The sequence below is a fragment of the Paenibacillus sp. PAMC 26794 genome (genome assembly GCF_000316035.1).
GTDB lineage: Bacteria > Bacillota > Bacilli > Paenibacillales > Paenibacillaceae > Paenibacillus.
On record NZ_ANHX01000015.1, the window covers coordinates 53,456 to 75,259 of the forward strand.

Sequence of the window (21,804 nt, forward strand, 5' to 3'; positions counted from 1 at the left end):
AGGCGACCTTTCAAGTCATTCATCGAAGCTATTCTCCCAGAAAGATTACTTCGGTTTCCAATTCAACTTGGAACGTATCATGTACTTTCTTCTGAATAAATTGGATCAGATCCATATAATCCTGGGCAGTAGCGTGATCCACATTTACGATAAAACCTGCATGTTTCATGGAGATTTCAGCACCTCCGATGCGAGTGCCCTGCAAGTTACAATCCTGAATCAGTTTACCGGCAAAATGCCCTTCGGGTCGTTTAAATACACTTCCACAAGAAGGGAATTCAAGCGGCTGCTTGGATTCTCTCAGTAACGTTAATTCCTTCATTTTACTTGCAATATCTTCCTTGTTTCCTTTTTTGAGCCCGAATTCGGCCTCCAGTATGATATAGTGATCCATTTTGAAGAGACTATTTCGATAACCAAATTTCATCTCTTCTCGCGGGATCTCCAACACTGCGCCGTCTTTGGTGATCACAGTCGCACGTTCAACAACATCGGCAATCTGACCGCCATAAGCACCCGCATTCATGTAAAGTGCGCCCCCCGTGCTGCCGGGAATGCCACAAGCAAACTCCAAACCGGTCAAGCTATGCTCCAAAGCAAGTCTGGATACATCAATGATATCAACGCCGCTTTGCGCAATCATGCTGTCCTCACTCACTTTAACTTGATCAAAGTCGCTAAGAGAAATCGTTACTCCCCGGATGCCGCCATCTTTAATGATGACGTTCGACCCTTTGCCAATAACCGTCAGAGGCAATTGATGTATGTTGGCAATCTCTATGATTTTTGTGATTTCGTCTATCGTTGTTGGATGGATGAGAATATCTGCGTTACCACCAATTTTAATAAACGTGTGATTTTTTAGCGGTTCATTGAATTTCACTTTTTCCAAAGGTATCTGATGTTCAAAAATATTCATGATTTTCTCTCCCTGAATTCATAAAGAAATGATTGCACCATCGCGAAAATGAGATGCTCCTTCTTTATTATATGCTAAATAGGAGATTTTGTTTGAATTTATGTTGTTTTCATAATAATTAATCGCATTCTCTTTAGATTTTGAACTTTTCCGTGAGTTCCTGAAGACGTGATGCCATGCGGGCCAGATAAGAAGAAGATGAGCTAATCTCCTGCATAGAAGCAAGCTGTTGTTCGGTTGCCGCAGATACCGTTTGCGCTCCTTCCGCCGTTTCCCGGGAAACATGAGAAATGTCCTCGATTTTTGCCACCACATGGGAGGTTTCTTGAACGATATCATCGGCCATGGTGGACACTTCGTTGGCTTTGCTGTTCACCGTATCCACGGACAAGGTGATTTCGTCAAAGAGCCGGCCCGCCGTATTCATTACGTTCATCCCTTTGGAGACTTCACTAATCGCCTCAACCATAGATTGATCTGCATGCTGGATTCCTTCGTTGATGCTGCCAATTAGTGTGGTGACTTGCTTCGCTGAATCAGCTGCCTGCTCCGCGAGTGCGCCTACTTCTCTGGCTACAACAGCAAAGCCTTTACCATGCTCACCTGCCCGTGCAGCCTCAATGGACGCATTCAAAGCCAGTAAATTGGTCTGACGGGAGATGTCGGAGATCACCTTGATGATTTGCCCGATCTCCAACGAAGTCTGAACCAGATGGTTAATGCCATCCGACACACGGTTGACGGAATGGTGGATGGTTCCCATTTGCGTCACAGCGCCATTGATAGCCTGTCCACCTTCCTTGGATTTCTCCGCAACCTGTTCTGTAGCTATAGCTGTTGCTGAGGCGTTATTGGCGATATGACCGATTTGCTCAGCCACATGATGAATAGTACGCAGACTTTCTTCAACCAGCACGACCTGTCTATCAGTGCCTTCCGCCATCTGTTCAATCGTTTCAGCAATATGCCCTGTTGCCGTAGCACTTTGACCGGCATTAGCAGATAACTGTTCCGAAGCGGCGACCAGTTGATTAGACGAATTTTTCACCTCGGATACAATGGAATTCAGGGAACCGACCATAAGGTTGAAGGCATCCCCCAACTGGCCCAATTCGTCATTGGAATGAATGGCTGCGCTTCGGCTCAAATCTCCCCGACTGACTTCCCCGGATACATCATTTAATGTTTTGAGCGGTTTGGTGATCGAACGCACGATCAAAATCGTCATGCCTATACCTAGCAGGGCAAACACGGCGATGACCATTAATGTATTGTTCCAGATGGGTTTGGCTGCTTGCACGACCTCGATCGGTGAGCGATCCCCTGCGATTTTCCAGCCCGTAAGCTGATTGGTAATATAGACAAGCTTACGTGTCTCTCCTTCTCCTTCAGGAGAGCTTTGCTCAATTTGCCCGGAGTCACCCTCAAACATCGTTGTCCCGGGTCCTCCGTCACCTTGAGAGTTGTCTTGTTCTGCATCGGAAGAAGAGTTGAGCGGTGCTGCATCAACGATTTTCGCATCCTCACCCTGAGAACCTTCAGTACCCCACGGCGGATTTACAATCATGGAGCCATTCGCACTAAAAATGATAACAAAACCGTTATCTCCAATTTTGATCTTGCCTACAGTCTCTTGCAAAGCGCTTAAATCTAGGGTTACGGCGACGACTGACTTGCTGTCACTGGACGCTTTCGCTAAAGTCATTACCGTGTTACCCGACTGCTTCGAAGTGAACGGCTCTGTCAGAACAACCTGTCCTGGAACAGCAATCGCCTTCGTATAAAATTCGCTCTCCAGAGGTTTATCGTTGTCTGGCTGGCTCTGACTGGAAGAAGCATACACATGCTGTCCGTCGCTCTTAACGAAAATAGCTGATTCGACCTCCGAATGGTTATTGGTATAGGCTTTTAATGCGGCTTCAGGATTCGTAGATGTAATGGATTCGGCTAAGAGACCCACATCTGATTGTTTAGCTTGTATGTACTGGTTGACCATGCTGCTAACGAGTGATATGTCTGTGTCGGCCATGTTGGCTAGTTGTGTATCTACTTGCTGTTTGGCGGTAAGATAGGCGAATCCTCCGATAACCAGACTGGGAAGCAACAATACGATTAAAAATGATGCTACCAGACGGTTCCTGACCGTACCGATTTTTTTCTTGAATTTCATAGGCGTTTCTCCTTATGTATGATGTATCGTAGCTTATCCTCTATTAAACATGAAATAGATGAGAGTAGGATTAATTTCAACTTAAAGATATATGAAAATTTTTCATGAAAATAAATATTTCCTTTCAAAAAATATACAAAAAAAACGCCTTACGAACCAGCATCTGGGCTGGATGAACACCGCAAGGCGTTTCTCATGCAATATCGTTATCTCGTGGACAAGTAACTACATGATTATGAGAGTTCTATGTCTGTTTGAGTCAGTTTGGCCGATAGCTCCCATAAACGAATAGCTTGCTCGGGGTCGATAGCATACTTCTTGACCCCATAGAAACCTCCATCCTCGGGAGCCAATTCACTAATGTCACAATCCTCACAATAGACACCGCCTTTTCTCTCAAGCTGAGGTGAAGTTGCTGCCCAGACTTGCGTCGCTGCACCCTGCTCAGGTGTTTTGAACGCAGGATTGGCCACTTGTCCAGATTCATCAATCCAGCCCAGAGCAATCATTTCCTCTTTGGGCATATGACGCTGTAGTGGTGTCATAATTCCGCCTGGATGAACGGAGAAAGCCCGTATTCCGTGCTCTGCACCTCGACGATCCAGCTCAAGGCTGAATAAAATAGTTGCTGTTTTGGACTGTCCATAGGCAGGGAATTTTTCATAGCCATGTTCAAATTGGATGTCATCCCAACGAATCGGTGAGAAATGATGTCCCGCTGATGCCAAGGAAACAACACGTGCTCCCCCCTGACTAGTGAGTGCTGGCCATAACAGATTAGTCAGGGCAAAGTGGCCCAGATGATTGGTTGCAAATTGAGCTTCCCAGCCAGGACCAACCCGCGTTTCCGGGCAAGCCATGATGCCCGCATTAAGAATCAACATGTCAATGTTCCGATCACTCGCCAGAAACCGCTCGGCAAAAGCACGAACGCTGGATAAATCAGCGAGGTCCAATGCATCTATTTCAACACCTTCCAGACCAGAAAGTGCTTCCTTCGCAACCGCTGGACGACGTGCAGTCACCACTACACGGGCTCCCGCATTAACAAGCGCACGTGTCGTCTCCAACCCGAGGCCGGAATATCCACCCGTTACAATAGCAAGCTGTCCTGACAAGTCCAGATCTCTCAATACATCCTCCGCTGTACTGTTATGGTTGAAGCCAGAGCCTATTTTATGTTGTAAAGTTCTAATATTATTTTCCTGTGTCATTCTCTTCATCTCCTTGGCAATATTTCTTCTTCAAAGTCTACACCCTAGAGCGTACTCTAAGTCAAATCGGTTATTACCCATGGCAGAGACTCGGAACCCATAGTTCCAGCCTATGAACTTATCCATAATCGATATTTCCCTTGATGCCTTTCAGTTTGTAAACTATGGAGAAAACCTCAAGGAGTGATGAGCACATGGAATTCTCAGTAAAGCAGCTGTTTGATAAGGTAGCCCAAGATTATGATGTGCAGCGAAAGCAGCTTATCCCTTGTTTTGATGATTTTTATGGAATGGCTCTGGATCTAATGGAAAGCCCGCTCGATTCTCCACGTATTCTTGATCTGGGTGCAGGAACGGGACTGCTTTCCGGATTGGTCCTGCAAAAGTATCCTAACGCGCGATTAACCCTGATCGATATGAGTGATCAAATGCTCGAAGGAGCACGTCGAAGATTTGCTGATGCAAACCAAGTGCAGTATGTGGTCGGGGATTACTCCAAGTACGACTTCACCAGTTCTTACGATATGATTATTTCCTCCCTGTCTATTCACCATCTGACCCACGCTGATAAGAAAAAGGTGTTTGACTCTGTACATCAGCTGTTAGAACCAGGTGGACGCTTCATCAATGCAGACCAGGTTCAGGGAAGAACCCCCGATACGGACACCTATTACCGCCAGCGCTGGTTAGACGCGATTCATCAAAGTGGTTTGTCTGAGGAAGCCATCTCGGCTTCGATCGAAAGACGCAAGGTGGATATCAATGCCACGCTGGAGGATCAATTGGTGTGGTTGGAGGAAGCTGGATTTCGCGTGGCAGATTGCATGTACAAATACTTGGACTTTGCAGTGTTTTATGCGCAAAAATAAAAAAAGACCGGATTATGAGCAAGCTATGCCGTGATCCGGTCTTCTCACATATTTTCATTCTGAATCACTTATTTCAGCGATGCTGGCAGCTTAACGCCGAGAAGTTTGCCTTCGGCTTGGATGATGATCATTCCATTTGTCTTTAACGTCGTGTTATGCAGGTCTCCCCCGGTGGAGACTCGAAAAGCTGGCTGACCCGTCATCATATTGAGGGCAAGCAGGGTGCCGTTACGTTGCGCTCGATACATTCCTTTACCATAAACATCAATCTGAGAAACGGGGGCATCACCATGCCACTGAACCTCCTGACCATTAGCCAGCTTAATGCCTTTAAGTTCACCTGTCTCGAAGTTTTTGTACACCAGCCGTTCCTGTACAATGCCAAGTAACTCCATTTTGTCCCCGTAAGGTTGGTGAAACGTTCGAATTGGCGTAGTTTCCGACTTGGTCGTATTCAACGAATACTCCGCTATGTTGTCCCCCTGCGCAATGTACAGTTTGTCTTTATAGACAAGTATACCTCCTCTACCATTCGTATACGGTGGGTCACCCGGCATGGTCCACCTATACTCCTGACTTCCTTTCAACACACCGGTCTTCAGGTTGTACGCATTGACGTTCCATTTGCGTTCAGGTGAAGACTCGTCATCTTCCAACATTGGAGAATAAAAATCCACCGAATACACAAGACCGTCTTTGATCTGAATAGCTTCCCCCTGACCAAAATGACTCCATAGCTTCTTGCCCGTTTTCTTGTCATATGCATTAAGTTGAACGGATGTAAGTGCCCCTTGGACAAAAAAGGTTCTCAGTATAATACCATTAGACTCTTCAAGATATTCAGTACCGTGACCTTCGCCTAATGGCTCATCTGCCTTCCAGCGCAGTTTGCCTGACTGGATATCCAGTGCAAACGTTGTACTCCCCTTAATCACGTAGAGGGTATCCACCGTTGGAATCAGAGCTTCCGTACGTTGAACCGTATCAATCCAGATGGATGTTCCTGACTGCCATTTTGCTTTGCCTGTCTTCGCATTCAAGGCATATGGCTTGTGATCACTGGTCAGTCCGTAGAGGACGCCACCTTGATAGGTAATATAAGGTGTCAGTTCTTTGCCGTAAGTCCACAGCCGTTTACCTGTTGTCGCATCAAGTGCAATCAACTTCGATTCAGCAAACGTGAATACTTTGCCTTCTTCTGCAATGGCATTAGCTCCGATGTACGTCTCGTTCATATTCAAATAGTTATCTACTTTCGCTGTCCAAGAAGGTTTCAGTTCAGGTACAGTGATTCGTTGATACGAATACCAGTTACGGATGGATACATCCGATGCTTCCGCATGTGCCTGCGATGGCAACACGCCGATAACGCCGTGAACCATCAGCATTCCGGCAGTAATGCCTGCAATGATGGGTCTTCCTGCTCTTCTTTTCCATTGCTTAGTCGTTTGACGTTTATGTCTATTGATCATAGATAGTGAATCCTCCTGTTAAAAATTAGCCTGATATATAACTACATAAACATAACGTGTGGTTAGTCTAAATAGTTACCGGATTGTTAAATTATTCTAATAATAAAATCAAAAAAAGCCGCCATAAGGCGACTTCCTGAATACTATATTATTTGTGTGACAAGATGCGAAGTGACTTTGTAACGCAGACCCTGCTTTACTTTAGTTGGATCTGGAATACATCACCGGAGTCCCCACCAAAAACGATAAAACCACTTTTCGGGAGTTTCGTCGATTCCTGATTGGTTGCTACAGAGAAGTCTACCATTTCCCCTTTATCATTATACACTGCATAACCTCCGGTCTTCGGAGAATCCACCGTGATGGATTTGTTCCCCGATCGGGCGTCGATCGCATACCACCGGGCTTGACCGTTTGCCGGAATAGTCGTAATTCCTTTTTTCCCACCAAAGATTGGAGTAATTGCATCCTCTGCAATGTATTCCTGTCCATCCTGAATCAAAATCTCAGCGCCATGCTTCGTATAAAATTGCAGATCAAAGGCGTCTCTTCCGTTCAACACAGGAATCTGGGCGACATTCTCTGCGTTGTTCGCATCCATGATTTGCGTGCCATTGGCGTAACCATGTTCGGCATCAACAGACAGGTTCTTGATCAGCATCGATGGAAGCAGATAAAAGATCGATGTTATTTTTTCATCCAACGCGTAATATTTTGAGCCGTCACGAGCTGTCCATTTCTCTTTGGTTGTTGCGTCCAGTGCGTTATGATCCAGTTTTTGATAATCATACGTGTTCATTACCGTTTGACCTATGCCGGGTAACGTAATCATACCCTGAACTTTAACATACACCTTGTCATTACGTTCCTTCACAAAACTAGCTTTCACACTGCCATCCGCACTTGTAAAATGTTCGTCGCCTGTGTACACATATTTCTGCTCTGGAATAATTCCACCCAGCAAAGCAGGCAGTTGCATCTCACCATCCTTAATCGTTATATCCAATGTCTCTCCTACCGTACCATAGAGACCGGAGTACGCGCTTAATTCTGTTGGCATCTTCACTTTGTCGGGTGACGAGAAGGTCTGATCGGGTTTAACCTTGTCAATGATGCCTTGATCCGCCAGAACTTCCAGCAGCACTTTGCTGGCAAACATCTGATTGTAGATGGAAGATCCGCCAGATGATAGAACCGCCATTGAAATATCATGTTCAGGTATAGTGATTAACACGGCATGGTACAACATGGTATCCCCGCCTTTGGCAAGCGCGGTAACCCCATAATCGCTGAAAGGTGCAAGGTCAACCGAATCCCATCCCAAGCCATAATTGATCGTATTTTGCTCATCAGATACCCATATGCCCTTACGATATTCATGAGATTGCATGGCCTTCACAGCAGATTCGGACAGAATATCCGGTCTGTTCCCCATTAAAACCTCTCCGAATTGACTCAATTCTTCTGCGGTAGAATACACTCCGCCTGTGCCGATAATGTTTGCATTTTCGGTAGGCATCTTCATCTCAAGTGTAGGCCAATAGGTTTCGGATAATTGCGCTCTGTCAAAGGAATCTAGTGGTGTCTTCGTTGATTCCAACTTCAACGGCTCGCTGATGAACTTGGCGATATATTCGCTGTAGCTTAATCCACTCACCCGTTCAACCAGGATTTCAAGCAATTGAAAACCGTCATTGGCGTAGACGGAGTATGCGCCAGGTTTGGATTTCAGTTTTTCGGACTGAAGTTTGAGCAATAACTCATCATGATTGCGGGTGTCATTATCTTCAAACAACATGCTGTTTCCATAATGTGTACCGTAAAGACCGGATGAATGATTCATCAACATGCGCGGTGTGATTTGAGTATAGCGCGCATCTGCCATTTTAAAGTCCTTGATATACGAAGTAAGCGGCTCATCCAGATCTATTTTACCCGAATCAACCAGCTTCATGGCGGCTGCCGTAACAACCATTTTGCTAACCGAGCCTATGCCATACATGCTATCCTTGTCTACCGGCTTCTGTGATGCCTTATCGTGCAGTCCGACACTATCTGATAAAATATATTGCCCTTCATCCATGATCGCATATTGCACACTGGTGACACCGTAGTTTTGCACCATCTCCTTGGCGATCTGCTCCGCCCGTGCCTCAATCGTACCGCTGTTATTCGCCTCTGCTCTGACATCTGCCAGCGGTGTAATTACAAGCACCGCTGTACATAAAAGACTAATTAGTTTCTTCATCATATGTCCTCCCTCAAATGTTCTTATGAATGAATTCATCATATCCGGGAAGAGACTGATCGAACGCAAACGGACCCTGAATGGAAAAAAACAATCCCTGAACGGCAGGTTTAGGGATTGTCGATGTGAAACGGAAGTACGACCATGTTGTTAAACTTCCGATGCTGATGCTCAATACTCATATGTCCACCATATTTCTCGCACATTCGCGATATATTGGTTAGACCGATCCCATGGTACTCCGGATTGGGCTTCTCACTTTTCAAGTCAACAATCGGTTGCTCCACATGATTCATAATCTGGATGACAAGTGCAGATGATGTGGAGTGAATGGCAATCAGGATATATCGATCCTCAGCCTGTCTAACCTTCTTGGAGGCTTCAATTGCGTTATCAAGCATGTTACCCAGCACCACACACAGATCATATCGATCGATCTGGATATGTTGCGAGTGGAGTTGGATTTTGGTGTCGATTTTGATCCCGTTTGCCTGCCCCATAGCCAGGGTATTCGTAACGAGAGCATCAATGACCAGATTGCCGGAGTTCACCCGCTGATACGCACCTTCAATGGTATTTAATGTAGATTTGATATGGGCACCTGCCGCAGCCAGTTCGTTACGTTGGATACATTCATCAATATACAGAAACTGCTGATTGATATCATGGATGATGGATTTAATGTTTTTGAAACTGTGAACGGTCTTCTCATAGTTGGCATCCTGGTAGTCCATCTGACGCTGTAACTGGGTATTTTCATGCGCAAGCTGTACCTTTTCCACCATATTATCGAATACATAAACAATGAACACGTTGAGAAATAGGGAGCCTAGTACAGAAAAGACGTAGAATATGTTTTTTTCACTATATATGGAGGCCACATTGATCTGATAGATCGTAATAATCGGTACGATAAGAAACAGCAAATAATAACGATAATGCACGGCAAAACTTCTGCGTTTAGCCACTAAACGTACAATTTGAATAACAATAAACATGATACTGCAACCAACCAGCATCACCTTGGATAGAATCCAGTGGTCTTCTCCGTTGAACTGTTCCCATGAGATGAATTCTGTGGATTCCAAAATTCCGAGAATATATACAGCTATCGTATTTGCCATAGTAATCAGAACCGAATACAGAATGGTAAACACAAGCTTGATTTTGAACTCCACTTCATAGGACTGTGCCAGACTGAAGATTAACAGCAAAGCAACAGCAGTAGAAATGATATCAGAGAAGGAAGAGACCAAATAAAAATAACCCAACATGACAAATACGATGAAATAGATCGCTCTGCGCGGCTTTCGTCTGGGCTTGCCCAACACAGAATCAAAATAAAAATTCGCCTGAAATGCCATAAGTAAGGTCACAAAGATGATGGAAAAGATCATATAGGTATCCATATCACTGAATCCTCATGATCATATATTTGGTGTAGGCATCCTTGATTTCTTTGACCTTGGATCGACCTATGGGCAGTTCCGTTCCATTCAACATAACGACTTGGGTACCGGAAAACTTCTGAACATGCATCAGGTTGATGATAATCGAGCGATGAATCTGTAAGAAACCATGGTCTTCCAAACCGCTAGCGTAGCTGGATAAAATGCCTTTGGTCTCATGTACATTTTCCTGTGTCACAAAATTCAACTTGTTCTTGATTGTTAAACTTTTGACGACCTCAATCCAGAGAATATCATCATATTTCAGCAGCAGTTCATCATAGTCTGATTTGATTAGTACATACTTTTTGTCCAATGCCTGAAAATATTGACACAGCTTAATCATCTTTTCCTCGAAAACTTGCGGCTGGATTGGCTTGATCAGATATTGAAAGGTGATGACATCAAAGCTCTCCACCATATATTCCGGGTAACTGGTCAGAAACATAATCTGTACATCCAGAAACTTCATGTTCCTGATCTCTTTAGCGGTCTGAATCCCGTTCATTCCGCCCATCTCCACATCCAAGATGAGAATATTGAATGTATCCCCAACCTCTCTGTAGTGCGAGAGCAGTTGTTCACCAGATGTGAATAGACTAATTTGAAAATCAAAATTGGTTTTTAGAGATAAGGAGACCAGCATCGTTTTCACACGTTCTCGTTGCTGCTCCTCATCATCACAGATTGCAATATTGAACATGGGGGAATATCCGCCTTTCATCGACATCGACTCTGAATTTCACTCTCGAATATACTATTTTAGCATAGGTTTCGGAGTCGAATTGGGATGAAATGCATTATTCCGACCCTAAAACGCAGATCAACAAAAAAAAGTCGCCACATTGGCGACTCTTGAGTTTGAAACCTTCTCCAGCCATTCGTATGAAAAGTCCGGTCTGTTATTCTGTTTTTTTGGGCGCAGCATGACGGTAATATCGTATTACCTTGCGATACATCGTCTTGTCCTTTAATTGATTGAATATATATGGGTCAGGTTTGACATTCACCTCAATAATCCAGGGTTTCAGACTGTGGTCAAGGCCGATATCTACACCGATTTGCATTAGATACGGGTACTTTTTTTTCATATGACGAGCTATGCGCAGGCTAAGCTCATTCATCTCTTGAACCAGTTCATTCCTGCGTTTGGTGGATGCATGTGATTGTAGCAGCTTGTGAATATCCATCGGTGTACCACCACTATGATAATTGGTTACGATTTTCTTTGGATGACCCAGTCGGCCGATGATTCCGGTAGCTTCCCAATGTTTGGTCGGGCTTAGCTGTATCATGACTCGGATGTCAAAACGTCTGTTATTGTGCTTAAGCAGATGGATTCCTCTCTGAATCAGATAACTTCTTTTATGCACCAGACGAGTCAGACTGCTATAAAACGATTCAAAGCTGTCAAACGTCAGGCGTTTTTGCTCTATCTGATAGACAAAATGTTGATGACTTTCCATCTCGGCCTTAATAACACCCATCCCGAAAGTACCTCTCTCGGGTTTGACATAGACCATTCCATATTTGCTGATCATGGATTTCAGATTCGTCTTGTTATATTTCTGTGTGTCGGGGATAAACGGTTTAATTAATTCATTATTAATGATCAATTTTGTTTTTAACCATTTGCTTCTTAACGGCTGCAATTTATCAACTCCCATGTCATAAACTCTCCCTTCAGCAACCGCATCAAAGCCTGCTGTTTGATCAAGATCCTGCATGCATTATATGTAATACCGATAAAGGAGCCCTCAACAAAAGCCCCTATTCGTAAAAATGTATATTTGCACATGCCCTGACCAAAACACTTTTGCACACATACCATATAATGAGTCATCACGATTTGTGCAAGGAGTTGAGAAGATGTCCGTCCAGCCTGGAATCCGGTTGAATAATGCGCCTAAGATTGATGTTCTTATACCAGCGATCGAGAAAGATTTGGCTACCCTTCCCCTCGTCATTGATAACATTCGCCGTTATGTAAAACATCCCATTGGAAGCATATATATTGTTTCTCCGGTCAGCACCAAAATCAGAAAACTCTGTTCCCTTAAAAACTGCATTTTTGTTAATGAGCGATCCGTCCTGCCTATAACCAAAAACGACATACACTACCAGTCCTCCCGATGGAATCGGTCAGGCTGGTTATATCAGCAACTGCTCAAAATGAACGGAGATTCCATTGTGAAGGCAAGGTACTTTCTAGTCATGGACGCAGATACCGTACTGATTAAACCTCATTCATTTCTTGTAGAAGGCAAAACAGTATTTTACTGTCGTGACTGGAGCCAGCCAGAATATTTCAATACCTACCGCAAGCTTTTAGGCATGAAAGCTCCACGTCCCCGCTCTTTTGTCACCCATTATATGCTGTTCGACAAATCGAAACTCGCTGCCTTAAAACAGAAAATTGAAGCGGTTCATAAGCTGCCATGGTACAAAGCGATCATCTCCAATATCAATAAGAAAAAGCAGTTTGGTTTCTCCGAGTATGAAACGTATGCCAATTTTATGTATACGAAGAATCCAGGCAGCATGGTCCTTAGAAGTTCCATGAATAAAAGTCTGAATGTGAACGCTTCTTCGTTAAATGAGCAACAAATCCGCAATCTGGCTCTTAAATATCGTTCTCTTTCCTTTCATAAACGGAAAATCTATAGTAAAGCTCCCTGAGCTTAAGGAGGAAGCCCATGCATATCGTATTGCTGTGCGGCGGCTCTGGCAAAAGGCTCTGGCCGTTATCCAATGAGCTTCGCTCCAAGCTGTTCATAGATATACTTCCATCACCCGCTGGAGGTAGGGAATCCATGATCAGCAGAGTATGCCGCCAGCTTGACAGTTCATGTCTAACGGATTCAACGCTCATTATTTCACATCAGGATCAGGCTAATATTACGGCTCGACATACTCAAGGCAAAATACCAGTCATCGGGGAACCTTATAAACGAGGCACTTTTACTGCGGCAGCCTTAGCGACGTTATATCTCCAATCCTTCCGAATGGCCAAAGATGACGATGTGATCTGTATCGCGCCAGCTGATGTGTTCGCAGGTGAAGATTTTTTCAGCAACTTCCAATTACTGCCGGACATATTGAAACATTCTCAAGCTGATATCGCTTTAATTGGGACAAGGCCTACACATGCTTCAGAACAATATGGATACATCCTGCCGGGTGGGGAAGAACGTAATGCTTATGCGCCCATAACACAATTTATAGAAAAACCCGAAGCCACCATTGCTGAAACTCTGCTACAACGTGGGGCTCTATGGAACTGCGGTGTGTACGCATTCACCGTCGCCTTTATGATATCCCATATTAGAAAAATGGGGCTTCCGGTTCATTATGATCAATTGTCGTCCTTGTATGAAGCGTTGCCTGAACGCAGTTTTGACAAGCATGTTGCAGAAAAGGCGCAGCGGGCCGTAGTCCTGCCTTATAAGGGAGTATGGCAGGATATCGGAAGCTGGGATACGCTGTGCGCACAGTTAGATTCCCATGTATTCGGACACGGTGGAATCTCGGGTTCTTCCTCCGATTCCTATATTATTAACGAGCTTCCCTACCCCATCCAAGTCATTGGCGTACCAGGTATTATCGCTGCCGCAAGTCCGGACGGCATTCTCATTGCCAACAAAAATAATTCAAATGAAATTAAAGCGCAATTGGGTAACTTGCCATTAAAACCGATGTATGGTGAAGCAACCTGGGGCAGTTATCGTGTCATTGAAAGTTCGTTAGAAGATGAGAATACAACTGTAACCACATTAAACATAACGGTTCTACCGGGCAAACATATCGGGTTGAACTGGCACCGGGCAGGATGTAGAGCGTGGACAGTACTTGCAGGCAGCGGTCAATTGCTTATCAACGGACAGGTCACACAGGTGACTCTGGGCACTCAGTTCGCGATGATCTCGGAGAGCGTCTATTCTATTTTCGCTGAAACCAGGTTGGTCTTCCTTGAAGTACGGATCGGCGAACTCGAGGATGAGAACAACATCCTTTTTGAAGAAGAAGATTGGAATATAATCGTAGAACGTGCAGGATCGTATAACTATTGAGTGGGAAATGAACCGTTCAAATCTTAGCCCCCGTCCATTCGTGGGGGCTATTTGCTTTGCGTATCGAACGAAACATGGGGTAAAATCAAATATCAGAGTGCTATAGAAACCTTCAATGGAGATACACTTTTAGAATATGGTGGGAACCATGCCCCCGTCCATTCGAATGGGAGAACCTCTGAAGGCTGAAGCATATGGGCTGCATACAAATGCTGCGAGTCTGCCTATTTCACTTGGCTTGATGAATCGCTGTAATTCAGACTGAGGCAGATTGGTCTTCATAAAATCTTTTTCTTTTTCCTCGAAAGTCAGTGCCTCATCAGGGTATATGCCCTCAATGATTTCTTGTACATTTTCGGACAGTGTTGGACCTGGCAGGATCGTATTGATCGTAACTTCGGTCCCTGCTGTCAGTTTGGACAAACTTTTGGATAATGACAGCAGCATTGACTTGGTCATGCAATACTGCGGCATCTGGCCTGAAGGCATAAGAGCTTCTTCACTTGCGATGAAAATAATACGCCCGTCATTGTTCTTCACCATTTTAGGTAAATAAAATTGAGACAAGCCATTGGCAGCAAGTACATTAGTACGGAAATATTTCTCCCACACTTCATCATTTATGTCTTCATAACTCATGATTTCATATATCCCCATGTTATTAATTAATATATCAACTTCAGGAAATTTCTCGAATAAAGCTTGGCGTTGTGCCAGATCCACAAGATCAGCGGTAGCCTTTTGCGGAGAGATCTCCGGAAAAGTAGACTTGATTTCACGAACGGTTTGTTCCACCTCTTCATCATTACGTCCATTAATCAAAACGTGAACACCTTCTCGGGCGAGCTCAAAAGCTATTGCTTTACCAATTCCTTTTGTTGATCCTGTAACTAAGGCTGTTTTCTCTTTTAGTCCCATATCCATCCTGCATTTCTCCTTCTTGATTACAACTATCCGGCAGCTATTTCTTGAACATCGCCAACAGCTTCATACACCGGATAGATACAATATTACGCAGTCTGAAGGGTCTAGTAACTAGCAGCTTGCGCCAGAGTTATTGCCTTACACGCCAATTTGAAGGTGTATCCCCTTCCCAGGTCTTGAAAGCACGATAGAATGAATTCTGATCTTCATATCCAACCAGAAATGCCACTTCTTTGATATCGAGCGAAGGATCTGCAAGGTACTCTCGGGCCTGCTCACGTCTGACCTCGGTTAATAATTGCTTGAAGTTTGTGTTCTCCTCCGTCAGTCGCCGCTGCAAGGTACGATCACTCATGCGAAGCTCTTTGGCGACCGTCTGGATGTCAGTGCGCTTTCCTGTGAGGCTGCGTTTCATAATCCATTTGACCACTTCAGTAACGGAACGATTGCTCTCTTGTTCGTCCAGCGACCGATCCAGAGCCGGGGTCAGAATCTCCAGTAACTCCTCGTTATACGATAGAAATGGAAGGCTCAGATCTTTCCGTTCCAGCGTCAGCCGATTATGGTTAGAATTCGTATCAACTCGGCAGCCGAAGTAATCCTCAAGGGTGGCTACATCACCCATCGGTTGGGAGAACTCAACCCGTTTGGCAGTCAAAGGCTGTCCTGTACCCCTCCGTCCAAGTTCGATCAGAAATGCCAGCGTAATACCGACCAGTAATGGCGGACCTGGTTGCTCCTTATGTAGCCATCCGAGTTCAATGATACATTGCTCCCCTGCTTCGGTAATCTGTAAACTCTCGGGAGGACACATTTGCTTGTAACGCACCATGCGATTCAACGCATCACGATAATCACGAGCATGGTACATCGCCAGAACAGGCGGAGGATACTTCGATATTTCATATCCGGTTGCAAGTTTGATGATGCCCTCGGCAGTGTCCCCATTGAGATCAGAATAGGCCTGCCAGATTGCGAAGTATTGAGATTGGGTCACTACAGGTTGATTTATTGTCTCAAGAGATAGTTGTGCTGTGCGAGCGATGTCGTCAGCACCAATCCCTAATTGATGTAATCCAGCCCAAAAGCCTGGATGAACTTTAATTCGATCATTCGGTTGAGATTGCATGTATACAGACTCCTTTAACTTTGTTCCATTTTTCATTCTGATTTCTAATTATAGAATGGATGTAGCTAATTATAAATCTTACCTCAGTGAGCCATTTTCGGGTAATACGAAAACACGACTGCCCATGAATGGTCAGTCGTGTTCAAGTCAATCATTCAGTATATTATGAAAGAATGCACATTTTGTATGTTCAGCTACTCGTTCAACGCAGTTTTGATCAGGGCGTTCACCCGTGAGTTAAACAGCAGACCGATATGGGAAACGAGGGAAACCGAAACGTTGTTCGCCCCGGTCAACCGGGAAAGTGCCGGGGACACAATCGTGTCACTGGTGGAATAGATCGAAGTAACCTTTATTCCACTCGGAGCTGTAGTTGTGGTCAATCGATTAGCCCCGCCAAGGGTAATCAACTTATCCACTTTGGAAGCGCCTCCACGGTTAAGTATGTAATAGAGACTATTAGCTCCACCCATGCTATGAGCTATAATATTGACTTTTGTATGACCCGTTTCGCGCAGAACATCATCTACGAATCGACTAATTGCTGCGGAGTTCAACAGCTGGTTTCCTTGTTTGCTAGGAAGGTCAATCGCGAATAATTCGTCTCTTGTCCACCCTTGGCTACGCAAATAACTCTCAATTGCTGTAAAATTGCTATCTGAACCAGTCAATCCATGTACCAATACAATGGGTGTACGTGCCGTAGCTGCAGAAGCCTTTGAACTCGATCCTATTCCAGTTATTGATAAGGCAAGGATCATACTCATGAATACAACTAGTATTAATTTGGTCTTTTTCACTTCATTCACTCTCCTGTAAAATGATTTATATTCCATATATTACAATCTAACATATGGAATATAAATGAACCTTTAGTCTCATTTTTACAGGAATGTCTAAAGTAGACTACAACTAACATGATAACATTTTAATCAAACTCTAGTTCTCTACTTCTTATCCTTCAACGATATCTGCACGTAGTTCCGTTGCAATCTCAATCATTTTGGGTACAATTGCTTCGTTCGAAATAGCTACATACAGATCCCCCATGTACAAACGAAAAGCAATCTGTGCACCCTCAAGGTCCCACATAAAAAAGTCCCCCTCGATGGTCATGGTGCTCTCAGCTCCTACAATGTTAAGAACCGGTGAATACGTAAAATCGGGTTTGGATGCGAAGTAAAGTTTACACTCTTCAAGGGAGATGAATTGTTCCGCATTGCTATCATGCATGGATCGAGTAATTCGAAAACGCTGATTCATTGATTTGCCTCCAAAACTTTATTAATATATACATGTTCCACAGCATTATATTTTCTCATTTCCGTCTTCCACTGTCAAAACCATACATGATCGATTATTCGAATTCATATATACTGAATACAGTGCACAACGAATTTCTACAATCAGGAGGAGTCAAATCAATATGTTAAAAACAGAATTCATTGATGTACTATCCATTGTCTCACATAAATTATATGATTCAGCTGCTAGTGTCATGGACACGGCAAGCAGGTTAATTCCTGCAAATACGTTTTGTATTGCCCAGTTGGATCATCTATCCACCAAGGTTCTGAACGTATATAATCGCGACAAACTAATCCTGGGTGAAGGGCTGGTCGTTGATAACGCCGAGTCATACTGTGCACTTGTGACTGAACATTCCCAAGGCCCGCTAGTAATCAATAATAATCTAACACATCCATTAACCAGACATATGGACGCAACCGAATTCGTAGGTGGTTGTTCATTTGTCGGTGTGCCCATACATAATGAGAACGGAGAAATATACGGCTCCCTTTGCTCATTTGATCAGGATTTCTATTCCTATCAACAAAAGGACGTGGATCTGCTTCTCTCCTTGTCTTCATTTTTCACGAGTCTTCTTGAGATGGAAACAACTCTGCAACAGTTAAAACAAGCGGAAGAGACCGCTGCAAAAGTGCTTGAAGAAAAGAAAAATCTGCTGGCCGTTCTCAGCCACGAAATTCGGACGCCAATGAATGGTGTTCTTGCAATGGCCAATCTGTTGCAATCGACCAGGCTGAATGAGGATCAATCGTTATATGTTAATGTCATTGAGTCAAGTGGCACCAGCCTTCTGACGATGATGGATCAAATTCTGGACTACTCCAAAGCAGAAGCTGGTGCGATCTCTCTGGAGATCAAGCCCTATAGTGTCACTGAAACAGTTGAACATGTATTACAATTATTCTCTTCTGAAGCACAGAAAAAAGGAATTAGGTTGTGCGCAGAATATAATATTAATGATCATCTGATACTTATGGGCGATCAGCACAAAGTTCGTCAGATTCTAATCAATCTTGTTGGGAATGCGCTTAAATTTACGGAGAAAGGGGAAGTATGCATCTCTACTGAGGTATCTGCTGATACAAAAGGTACTCTCCATGCATCCTACGAAATAAAGGATACGGGCATCGGCATCCCGCAGGATCGTCAGGATCTATTGTTCAAATCCTATTCCCAGATTCATGGTAATTCAGGAAAATATGGCGGAGCGGGGCTTGGCCTGTCCATCTGTAAACAACTTGCTGAATTAATGGGTGGCGTTGTATGGCTTAAAGAGTCCAGTCCTATGGGCAGCCGGTTTGTCTTTAATATTTCCAGCGCTGCACCCACCGTCCATACGAATATCTGAATGATGAATATATTATTCTATGGTCTGAATGGTCTGCTTAACCCTGAAGTGATTGTCTTCAGTGCCACTGACTATAACCCACCGCTCATGCCCCAATTAACCTATACCGCATTTATCAGCACAAATCTGCTCGGTACTACTCGGGTGGGACCCGAGAGTTTCGACGGATATGTCGTTTCAGATTAAAAAAACACGTACAACCCCATACCTCTAATCGGTTTCCCGTAGATTAGAGATATGGGGTTGTTTTTACGATTAACATAACTATTTTTAGAGAGAGCTATTAATCAGAGACCACAAATCCATCAAAATTCTCGGGACCAACACGGATTGTTCCCAGCAAGTTGGAGCTTACAAAAGCAGTGTAAGTTAATTGCGGTAAAATCGGTGGATTAAAATCATTTCCAGAGAATGTGATTACCTGTGGTGCCAATACACTCAAACCAAATGTGGACGTTGCGGAGTAAATAACCGGGTCCGTTGACAAGGTACCTCTTACAACGGTAATCGTTATGCCCACAAGAGCTAAAGGTAATTGTACAGAAACCGTCCCTTTAAATTGAACTCTGGGATTCGCTCCCGCTCCTGCAGTTTGCAGACCAATTTGACCAAAGAGCTGTGGGGTGTTCAGGAATAATATTGGAATAGCTATTGAGTTGGCCAAACTGGCATTTTGTGATGTTCTTGCATCCAGAAATGTGCTCATCAATCTACCTCTTAATGTTGGGATAGGGTAGTATATTCGTAGCGTACTATTGGCTACATATGCTAGATTACTAGATTTTGTTAGAATAAATGACTCTATTATTATGTGAAACGTTGGAGGAGACATACGATGTTTATTAAACCTGTAGGAAAAATCGCCACGGGTACTGTAATTGCTCTCTCTGTCATTGGAAGTACTCCGAATATCGGTGGAGCCTATGCTGCCCCGGCCATCTCAGTTCAGTTGGATGATGTCCCTCTGAAATTTGATGCAGCTCCACGTATTGATAAAGGTGTCACTTACGTTCCGTTTCGGACGGTCGGAGAAGCCCAGGGGGACGAGTACCGTCTTCCTGCTGCTGCGAGTGATATTACACCGCAGTCCAACGTTGCTGACGCAGCAGATCAACAGATCCAACCGCAGCTCATGGTGTATGCATTGGATGGAAACGGCGAACTGACCAAAGTTCTGAGCGATAGCAAGAAGGACCACACCTCTGGTACTCAGAGACTTGATCCTTCTTTTTCCCATCATCTCACTTCATAAATTTATCCACACTTCCAAATATAAGCTTTATAAACTGGGTAGGACCAGGCAAACGGGGCTGAAAGAGAAGAATGATCCCAATTACTGCTGCCACAGCAGTAATTCCCGCGCTCAATATTCTGGCTCGCTTCTCTTTGCTACTCTTCCACTCTCCATACACTATCGCAGTCGCCAGCATCAATATTCCAAGGATTGAGCCTAGTTTCATGCAATCACCTCTCTTCTCAGGCTTGTACAGGAGCCGATTTTGTTTAACTTTCGTCCTCATTAGGTATCCCTTGTGGTCCTGTTGATTTTCCGGTACGTACTACATGTGCATCTACGTTGACTTCCACGTCCATATCAGGATAGATGCTTTCCCAGTTCTTCACCTGCGCCTTCCATTGATTCGGATAATATCTGCGGAATTCAACTGCAAATTTGAAGAAATCGGAGCGCAGCTCTTTCTGGGACATGTCTAAAGCATCATGAGCCAAAGATGTGAGCTTAGCCGACCATTCCTTTTCCAGTTTAGTTAATACAGCGGGATCAGTCAGATTGGCATCCGTTGTATTTAACACCACTTCTCCCCTGGTTTGGATATCGACCTTCATACTCCACTGTTGGTTTACAATTCGCGGCTTCAAGGAAGTTTTATTTTCAAGGAGTCTTATCGAAAAAGAACCCTCTAACCGCTCAAACTCAACAGGCATGATAATGTTGTCCAGTTCTTTTGCAAGTAGTAATACACCTACACTTAGTGGTTCTTTGACCGTCTTGACATAGCGATCCTTCTTATACAAGCTCAGACCTTTCACATATGGTGTGGTTGTCAGTTTATCCTGATCGGGCTCCGGGGGTAAGATTAACATGCGAGACAAAATGGCGGAACTGCTCGGACCTTCAATAGATTTAGCCAGTTCAAGCGCAGTAACACGTGTACCTAACTTCAGATTGGCCATCTCACGCAACGATTCAGCAGAACTTCGCTCCAGTGGATCAAGTAACGCAAGGATATCTTTCGCAGCCTTTTCGCTGGAAAAGACATATGCATGCTCCCTGAACTGAGGGTAACGCAGGAAGAAATCGATATACTCGCGAATACCGCGTTTGCCGGCTTGCTCACTAATGATTATGACTTCGCAGTGGCCCCAGAACATATTTCGGGGAACTTTACGTTGCAACCGATTCAATGCCTCGGCAATTGTACGTCCTTCCGCTGTTCGAATCATTGTAACCCCGCTTGGACTGCCTCCACTCCCACTGCTATCTCCTGCACTCGCCTTTCGCGGAATGAAAATCTGTGAAGTCAATTGTACTTTGCCATCTTCATAATCTATACCAGTAGCCAGCACGATAGCCAAATCGTTAATCTCGATGCGATCCCAGCATCCACTCAAAAACACACAACACAATATTGGCATTAGTAGTACTCTATATATTCGCAAGTG

Annotated in this window: 20 protein-coding genes; 6 read left to right on the forward strand and 14 right to left on the reverse strand. The window is 44.2% G+C overall.

The genetic code is table 11. The annotated features are described in order from the left end of the window. Positions 1-28: 28 nt before the first annotated feature. From murB to D829_RS0109145, 3 genes are all read right to left on the reverse strand, one after another. Positions 29-919, reverse strand: a complete 891-nt coding sequence (murB, locus tag D829_RS0109135; protein WP_017688575.1) for a UDP-N-acetylmuramate dehydrogenase — start codon at positions 917-919, stop codon at positions 29-31. A gap of 133 nt (positions 920-1,052) precedes the next feature. Next, complete coding sequence (locus D829_RS0109140) at positions 1,053-3,089, reverse strand: methyl-accepting chemotaxis protein (protein WP_017688576.1); 2,037 nt, start codon at positions 3,087-3,089, stop codon at positions 1,053-1,055. A 233-nt stretch (positions 3,090-3,322) separates the two neighbouring features. Further along, positions 3,323-4,303, reverse strand: a complete 981-nt coding sequence (locus tag D829_RS0109145) for an SDR family NAD(P)-dependent oxidoreductase (RefSeq protein WP_017688577.1) — start codon at positions 4,301-4,303, stop codon at positions 3,323-3,325. A gap of 194 nt (positions 4,304-4,497) precedes the next feature. Between D829_RS0109145 and D829_RS0109150 the strand changes: the two genes are divergently transcribed. After that, positions 4,498-5,172: a class I SAM-dependent methyltransferase gene (locus D829_RS0109150; protein ID WP_017688578.1), complete on the forward strand. Its 675-nt coding sequence runs from the start codon at positions 4,498-4,500 to the stop codon at positions 5,170-5,172. Between the two features lie 68 nt (positions 5,173-5,240). Here D829_RS0109150 and D829_RS0109155 read toward each other — a convergent pair whose 3' ends face one another. The 5 genes from D829_RS0109155 to D829_RS0109175 all read right to left on the reverse strand — a co-directional run bounded on the left by D829_RS0109155 (position 5,241) and on the right by D829_RS0109175 (position 12,007). Then, positions 5,241-6,644: a PQQ-binding-like beta-propeller repeat protein gene (locus D829_RS0109155; protein WP_017688579.1), complete on the reverse strand. Its 1,404-nt coding sequence runs from the start codon at positions 6,642-6,644 to the stop codon at positions 5,241-5,243. A 196-nt stretch (positions 6,645-6,840) separates the two neighbouring features. Continuing rightward, positions 6,841-8,892, reverse strand: a complete 2,052-nt coding sequence (locus D829_RS0109160; RefSeq protein ID WP_017688580.1) for a serine hydrolase domain-containing protein — start codon at positions 8,890-8,892, stop codon at positions 6,841-6,843. A 110-nt stretch (positions 8,893-9,002) separates the two neighbouring features. Beyond that, on the reverse strand, positions 9,003-10,301 hold the full coding sequence (locus D829_RS0109165; protein WP_017688581.1) for a GHKL domain-containing protein: 1,299 nt from the start codon (positions 10,299-10,301) through the stop codon (positions 9,003-9,005). 1 nt (position 10,302) lies between these two features. Further along, the gene (locus D829_RS0109170) at positions 10,303-11,043 is read right to left on the reverse strand and encodes a LytTR family transcriptional regulator DNA-binding domain-containing protein (protein WP_017688582.1); all 741 of its coding nucleotides are present in this window, start codon (positions 11,041-11,043) and stop codon (positions 10,303-10,305) included. A 199-nt stretch (positions 11,044-11,242) separates the two neighbouring features. After that, positions 11,243-12,007, reverse strand: coding sequence for a YheC/YheD family protein (locus D829_RS0109175; protein WP_026081087.1), 765 nt, complete (start codon positions 12,005-12,007; stop codon positions 11,243-11,245). 202 nt (positions 12,008-12,209) lie between these two features. Here D829_RS0109175 and D829_RS0109180 point away from each other — a divergent pair, with 202 nt between their 5' ends. After that, a complete protein-coding gene (locus D829_RS0109180) occupies positions 12,210-13,019 on the forward strand; it encodes a DUF6492 family protein (RefSeq protein ID WP_017688584.1) in 810 nt (269 codons plus the stop codon). 17 nt (positions 13,020-13,036) lie between these two features. Next, the gene (locus D829_RS0109185; RefSeq protein WP_017688585.1) at positions 13,037-14,410 is read left to right on the forward strand and encodes a sugar phosphate nucleotidyltransferase; all 1,374 of its coding nucleotides are present in this window, start codon (positions 13,037-13,039) and stop codon (positions 14,408-14,410) included. Positions 14,411-14,539: 129 nt separating this feature from the next. On the opposite strand, the gene D829_RS0109190 is transcribed toward D829_RS0109185, so the two are convergent. From D829_RS0109190 to D829_RS0109205, 4 genes are all read right to left on the reverse strand, one after another. Next, positions 14,540-15,334 carry an SDR family NAD(P)-dependent oxidoreductase gene (locus D829_RS0109190; protein WP_017688586.1) on the reverse strand — a complete coding sequence of 265 codons (795 nt, stop codon included), beginning with the start codon at positions 15,332-15,334 and terminating at the stop codon, positions 14,540-14,542. A 130-nt stretch (positions 15,335-15,464) separates the two neighbouring features. Further along, complete coding sequence (locus tag D829_RS0109195; protein WP_017688587.1) at positions 15,465-16,463, reverse strand: AraC family transcriptional regulator; 999 nt, start codon at positions 16,461-16,463, stop codon at positions 15,465-15,467. Positions 16,464-16,657: 194 nt separating this feature from the next. Next, the gene (locus D829_RS0109200; protein WP_085981445.1) at positions 16,658-17,230 is read right to left on the reverse strand and encodes an alpha/beta fold hydrolase; all 573 of its coding nucleotides are present in this window, start codon (positions 17,228-17,230) and stop codon (positions 16,658-16,660) included. 187 nt (positions 17,231-17,417) lie between these two features. Beyond that, the gene (locus tag D829_RS0109205) at positions 17,418-17,726 is read right to left on the reverse strand and encodes a hypothetical protein (RefSeq protein ID WP_017688589.1); all 309 of its coding nucleotides are present in this window, start codon (positions 17,724-17,726) and stop codon (positions 17,418-17,420) included. A gap of 163 nt (positions 17,727-17,889) precedes the next feature. Here D829_RS0109205 and D829_RS0109210 point away from each other — a divergent pair, with 163 nt between their 5' ends. Both D829_RS0109210 and D829_RS32875 read left to right on the forward strand, forming a co-directional pair. Then, positions 17,890-19,122, forward strand: a complete 1,233-nt coding sequence (locus D829_RS0109210; protein WP_017688590.1) for a GAF domain-containing protein — start codon at positions 17,890-17,892, stop codon at positions 19,120-19,122. Further along, the gene (locus D829_RS32875; RefSeq protein ID WP_081594972.1) at positions 19,123-19,308 is read left to right on the forward strand and encodes a hypothetical protein; all 186 of its coding nucleotides are present in this window, start codon (positions 19,123-19,125) and stop codon (positions 19,306-19,308) included. It abuts the gene before it with no gap. 97 nt (positions 19,309-19,405) lie between these two features. On the opposite strand, the gene D829_RS0109215 is transcribed toward D829_RS32875, so the two are convergent. Beyond that, the gene (locus tag D829_RS0109215; RefSeq protein ID WP_017688591.1) at positions 19,406-19,828 is read right to left on the reverse strand and encodes a hypothetical protein; all 423 of its coding nucleotides are present in this window, start codon (positions 19,826-19,828) and stop codon (positions 19,406-19,408) included. 129 nt (positions 19,829-19,957) lie between these two features. Between D829_RS0109215 and D829_RS0109220 the strand changes: the two genes are divergently transcribed. Then, positions 19,958-20,374, forward strand: coding sequence for a hypothetical protein (locus tag D829_RS0109220; RefSeq protein WP_017688592.1), 417 nt, complete (start codon positions 19,958-19,960; stop codon positions 20,372-20,374). A 251-nt stretch (positions 20,375-20,625) separates the two neighbouring features. Here the strand turns inward: D829_RS0109220 and D829_RS0109230 are convergent, their stop codons facing one another. Further along, the gene (locus D829_RS0109230; protein WP_026081088.1) at positions 20,626-21,801 is read right to left on the reverse strand and encodes a Ger(x)C family spore germination protein; all 1,176 of its coding nucleotides are present in this window, start codon (positions 21,799-21,801) and stop codon (positions 20,626-20,628) included. Positions 21,802-21,804 lie beyond the last annotated feature (3 nt).

Excerpts from the sequence above, each read along its gene's own strand:
- murB (WP_017688575.1), bottom strand. The coding sequence starts at position 919 with ATGAATATTTTTGAACATCAGATACCTTTGGAAAAAGTGAAATTCAAT.
- D829_RS0109140 (WP_017688576.1), bottom strand. The coding sequence starts at position 3,089 with ATGAAATTCAAGAAAAAAATCGGTACGGTCAGGAACCGTCTGGTAGCA.
- D829_RS0109145 (WP_017688577.1), bottom strand. The coding sequence starts at position 4,303 with ATGACACAGGAAAATAATATTAGAACTTTACAACATAAAATAGGCTCT.
- D829_RS0109150 (WP_017688578.1), top strand. The coding sequence starts at position 4,498 with ATGGAATTCTCAGTAAAGCAGCTGTTTGATAAGGTAGCCCAAGATTAT.
- D829_RS0109155 (WP_017688579.1), bottom strand. The coding sequence starts at position 6,644 with ATGATCAATAGACATAAACGTCAAACGACTAAGCAATGGAAAAGAAGA.
- D829_RS0109160 (WP_017688580.1), bottom strand. The coding sequence starts at position 8,892 with ATGAAGAAACTAATTAGTCTTTTATGTACAGCGGTGCTTGTAATTACA.
- D829_RS0109165 (WP_017688581.1), bottom strand. The coding sequence starts at position 10,301 with ATGGATACCTATATGATCTTTTCCATCATCTTTGTGACCTTACTTATG.
- D829_RS0109170 (WP_017688582.1), bottom strand. The coding sequence starts at position 11,043 with ATGTTCAATATTGCAATCTGTGATGATGAGGAGCAGCAACGAGAACGT.
- D829_RS0109175 (WP_026081087.1), bottom strand. The coding sequence starts at position 12,007 with ATGGGAGTTGATAAATTGCAGCCGTTAAGAAGCAAATGGTTAAAAACA.
- D829_RS0109180 (WP_017688584.1), top strand. The coding sequence starts at position 12,210 with ATGTCCGTCCAGCCTGGAATCCGGTTGAATAATGCGCCTAAGATTGAT.
- D829_RS0109185 (WP_017688585.1), top strand. The coding sequence starts at position 13,037 with ATGCATATCGTATTGCTGTGCGGCGGCTCTGGCAAAAGGCTCTGGCCG.
- D829_RS0109190 (WP_017688586.1), bottom strand. The coding sequence starts at position 15,334 with ATGGATATGGGACTAAAAGAGAAAACAGCCTTAGTTACAGGATCAACA.
- D829_RS0109195 (WP_017688587.1), bottom strand. The coding sequence starts at position 16,463 with ATGCAATCTCAACCGAATGATCGAATTAAAGTTCATCCAGGCTTTTGG.
- D829_RS0109200 (WP_085981445.1), bottom strand. The coding sequence starts at position 17,230 with ATGAGTATGATCCTTGCCTTATCAATAACTGGAATAGGATCGAGTTCA.
- D829_RS0109205 (WP_017688589.1), bottom strand. The coding sequence starts at position 17,726 with ATGAATCAGCGTTTTCGAATTACTCGATCCATGCATGATAGCAATGCG.
- D829_RS0109210 (WP_017688590.1), top strand. The coding sequence starts at position 17,890 with ATGTTAAAAACAGAATTCATTGATGTACTATCCATTGTCTCACATAAA.
- D829_RS32875 (WP_081594972.1), top strand. The coding sequence starts at position 19,123 with ATGATGAATATATTATTCTATGGTCTGAATGGTCTGCTTAACCCTGAA.
- D829_RS0109215 (WP_017688591.1), bottom strand. The coding sequence starts at position 19,828 with ATGAGCACATTTCTGGATGCAAGAACATCACAAAATGCCAGTTTGGCC.
- D829_RS0109220 (WP_017688592.1), top strand. The coding sequence starts at position 19,958 with ATGTTTATTAAACCTGTAGGAAAAATCGCCACGGGTACTGTAATTGCT.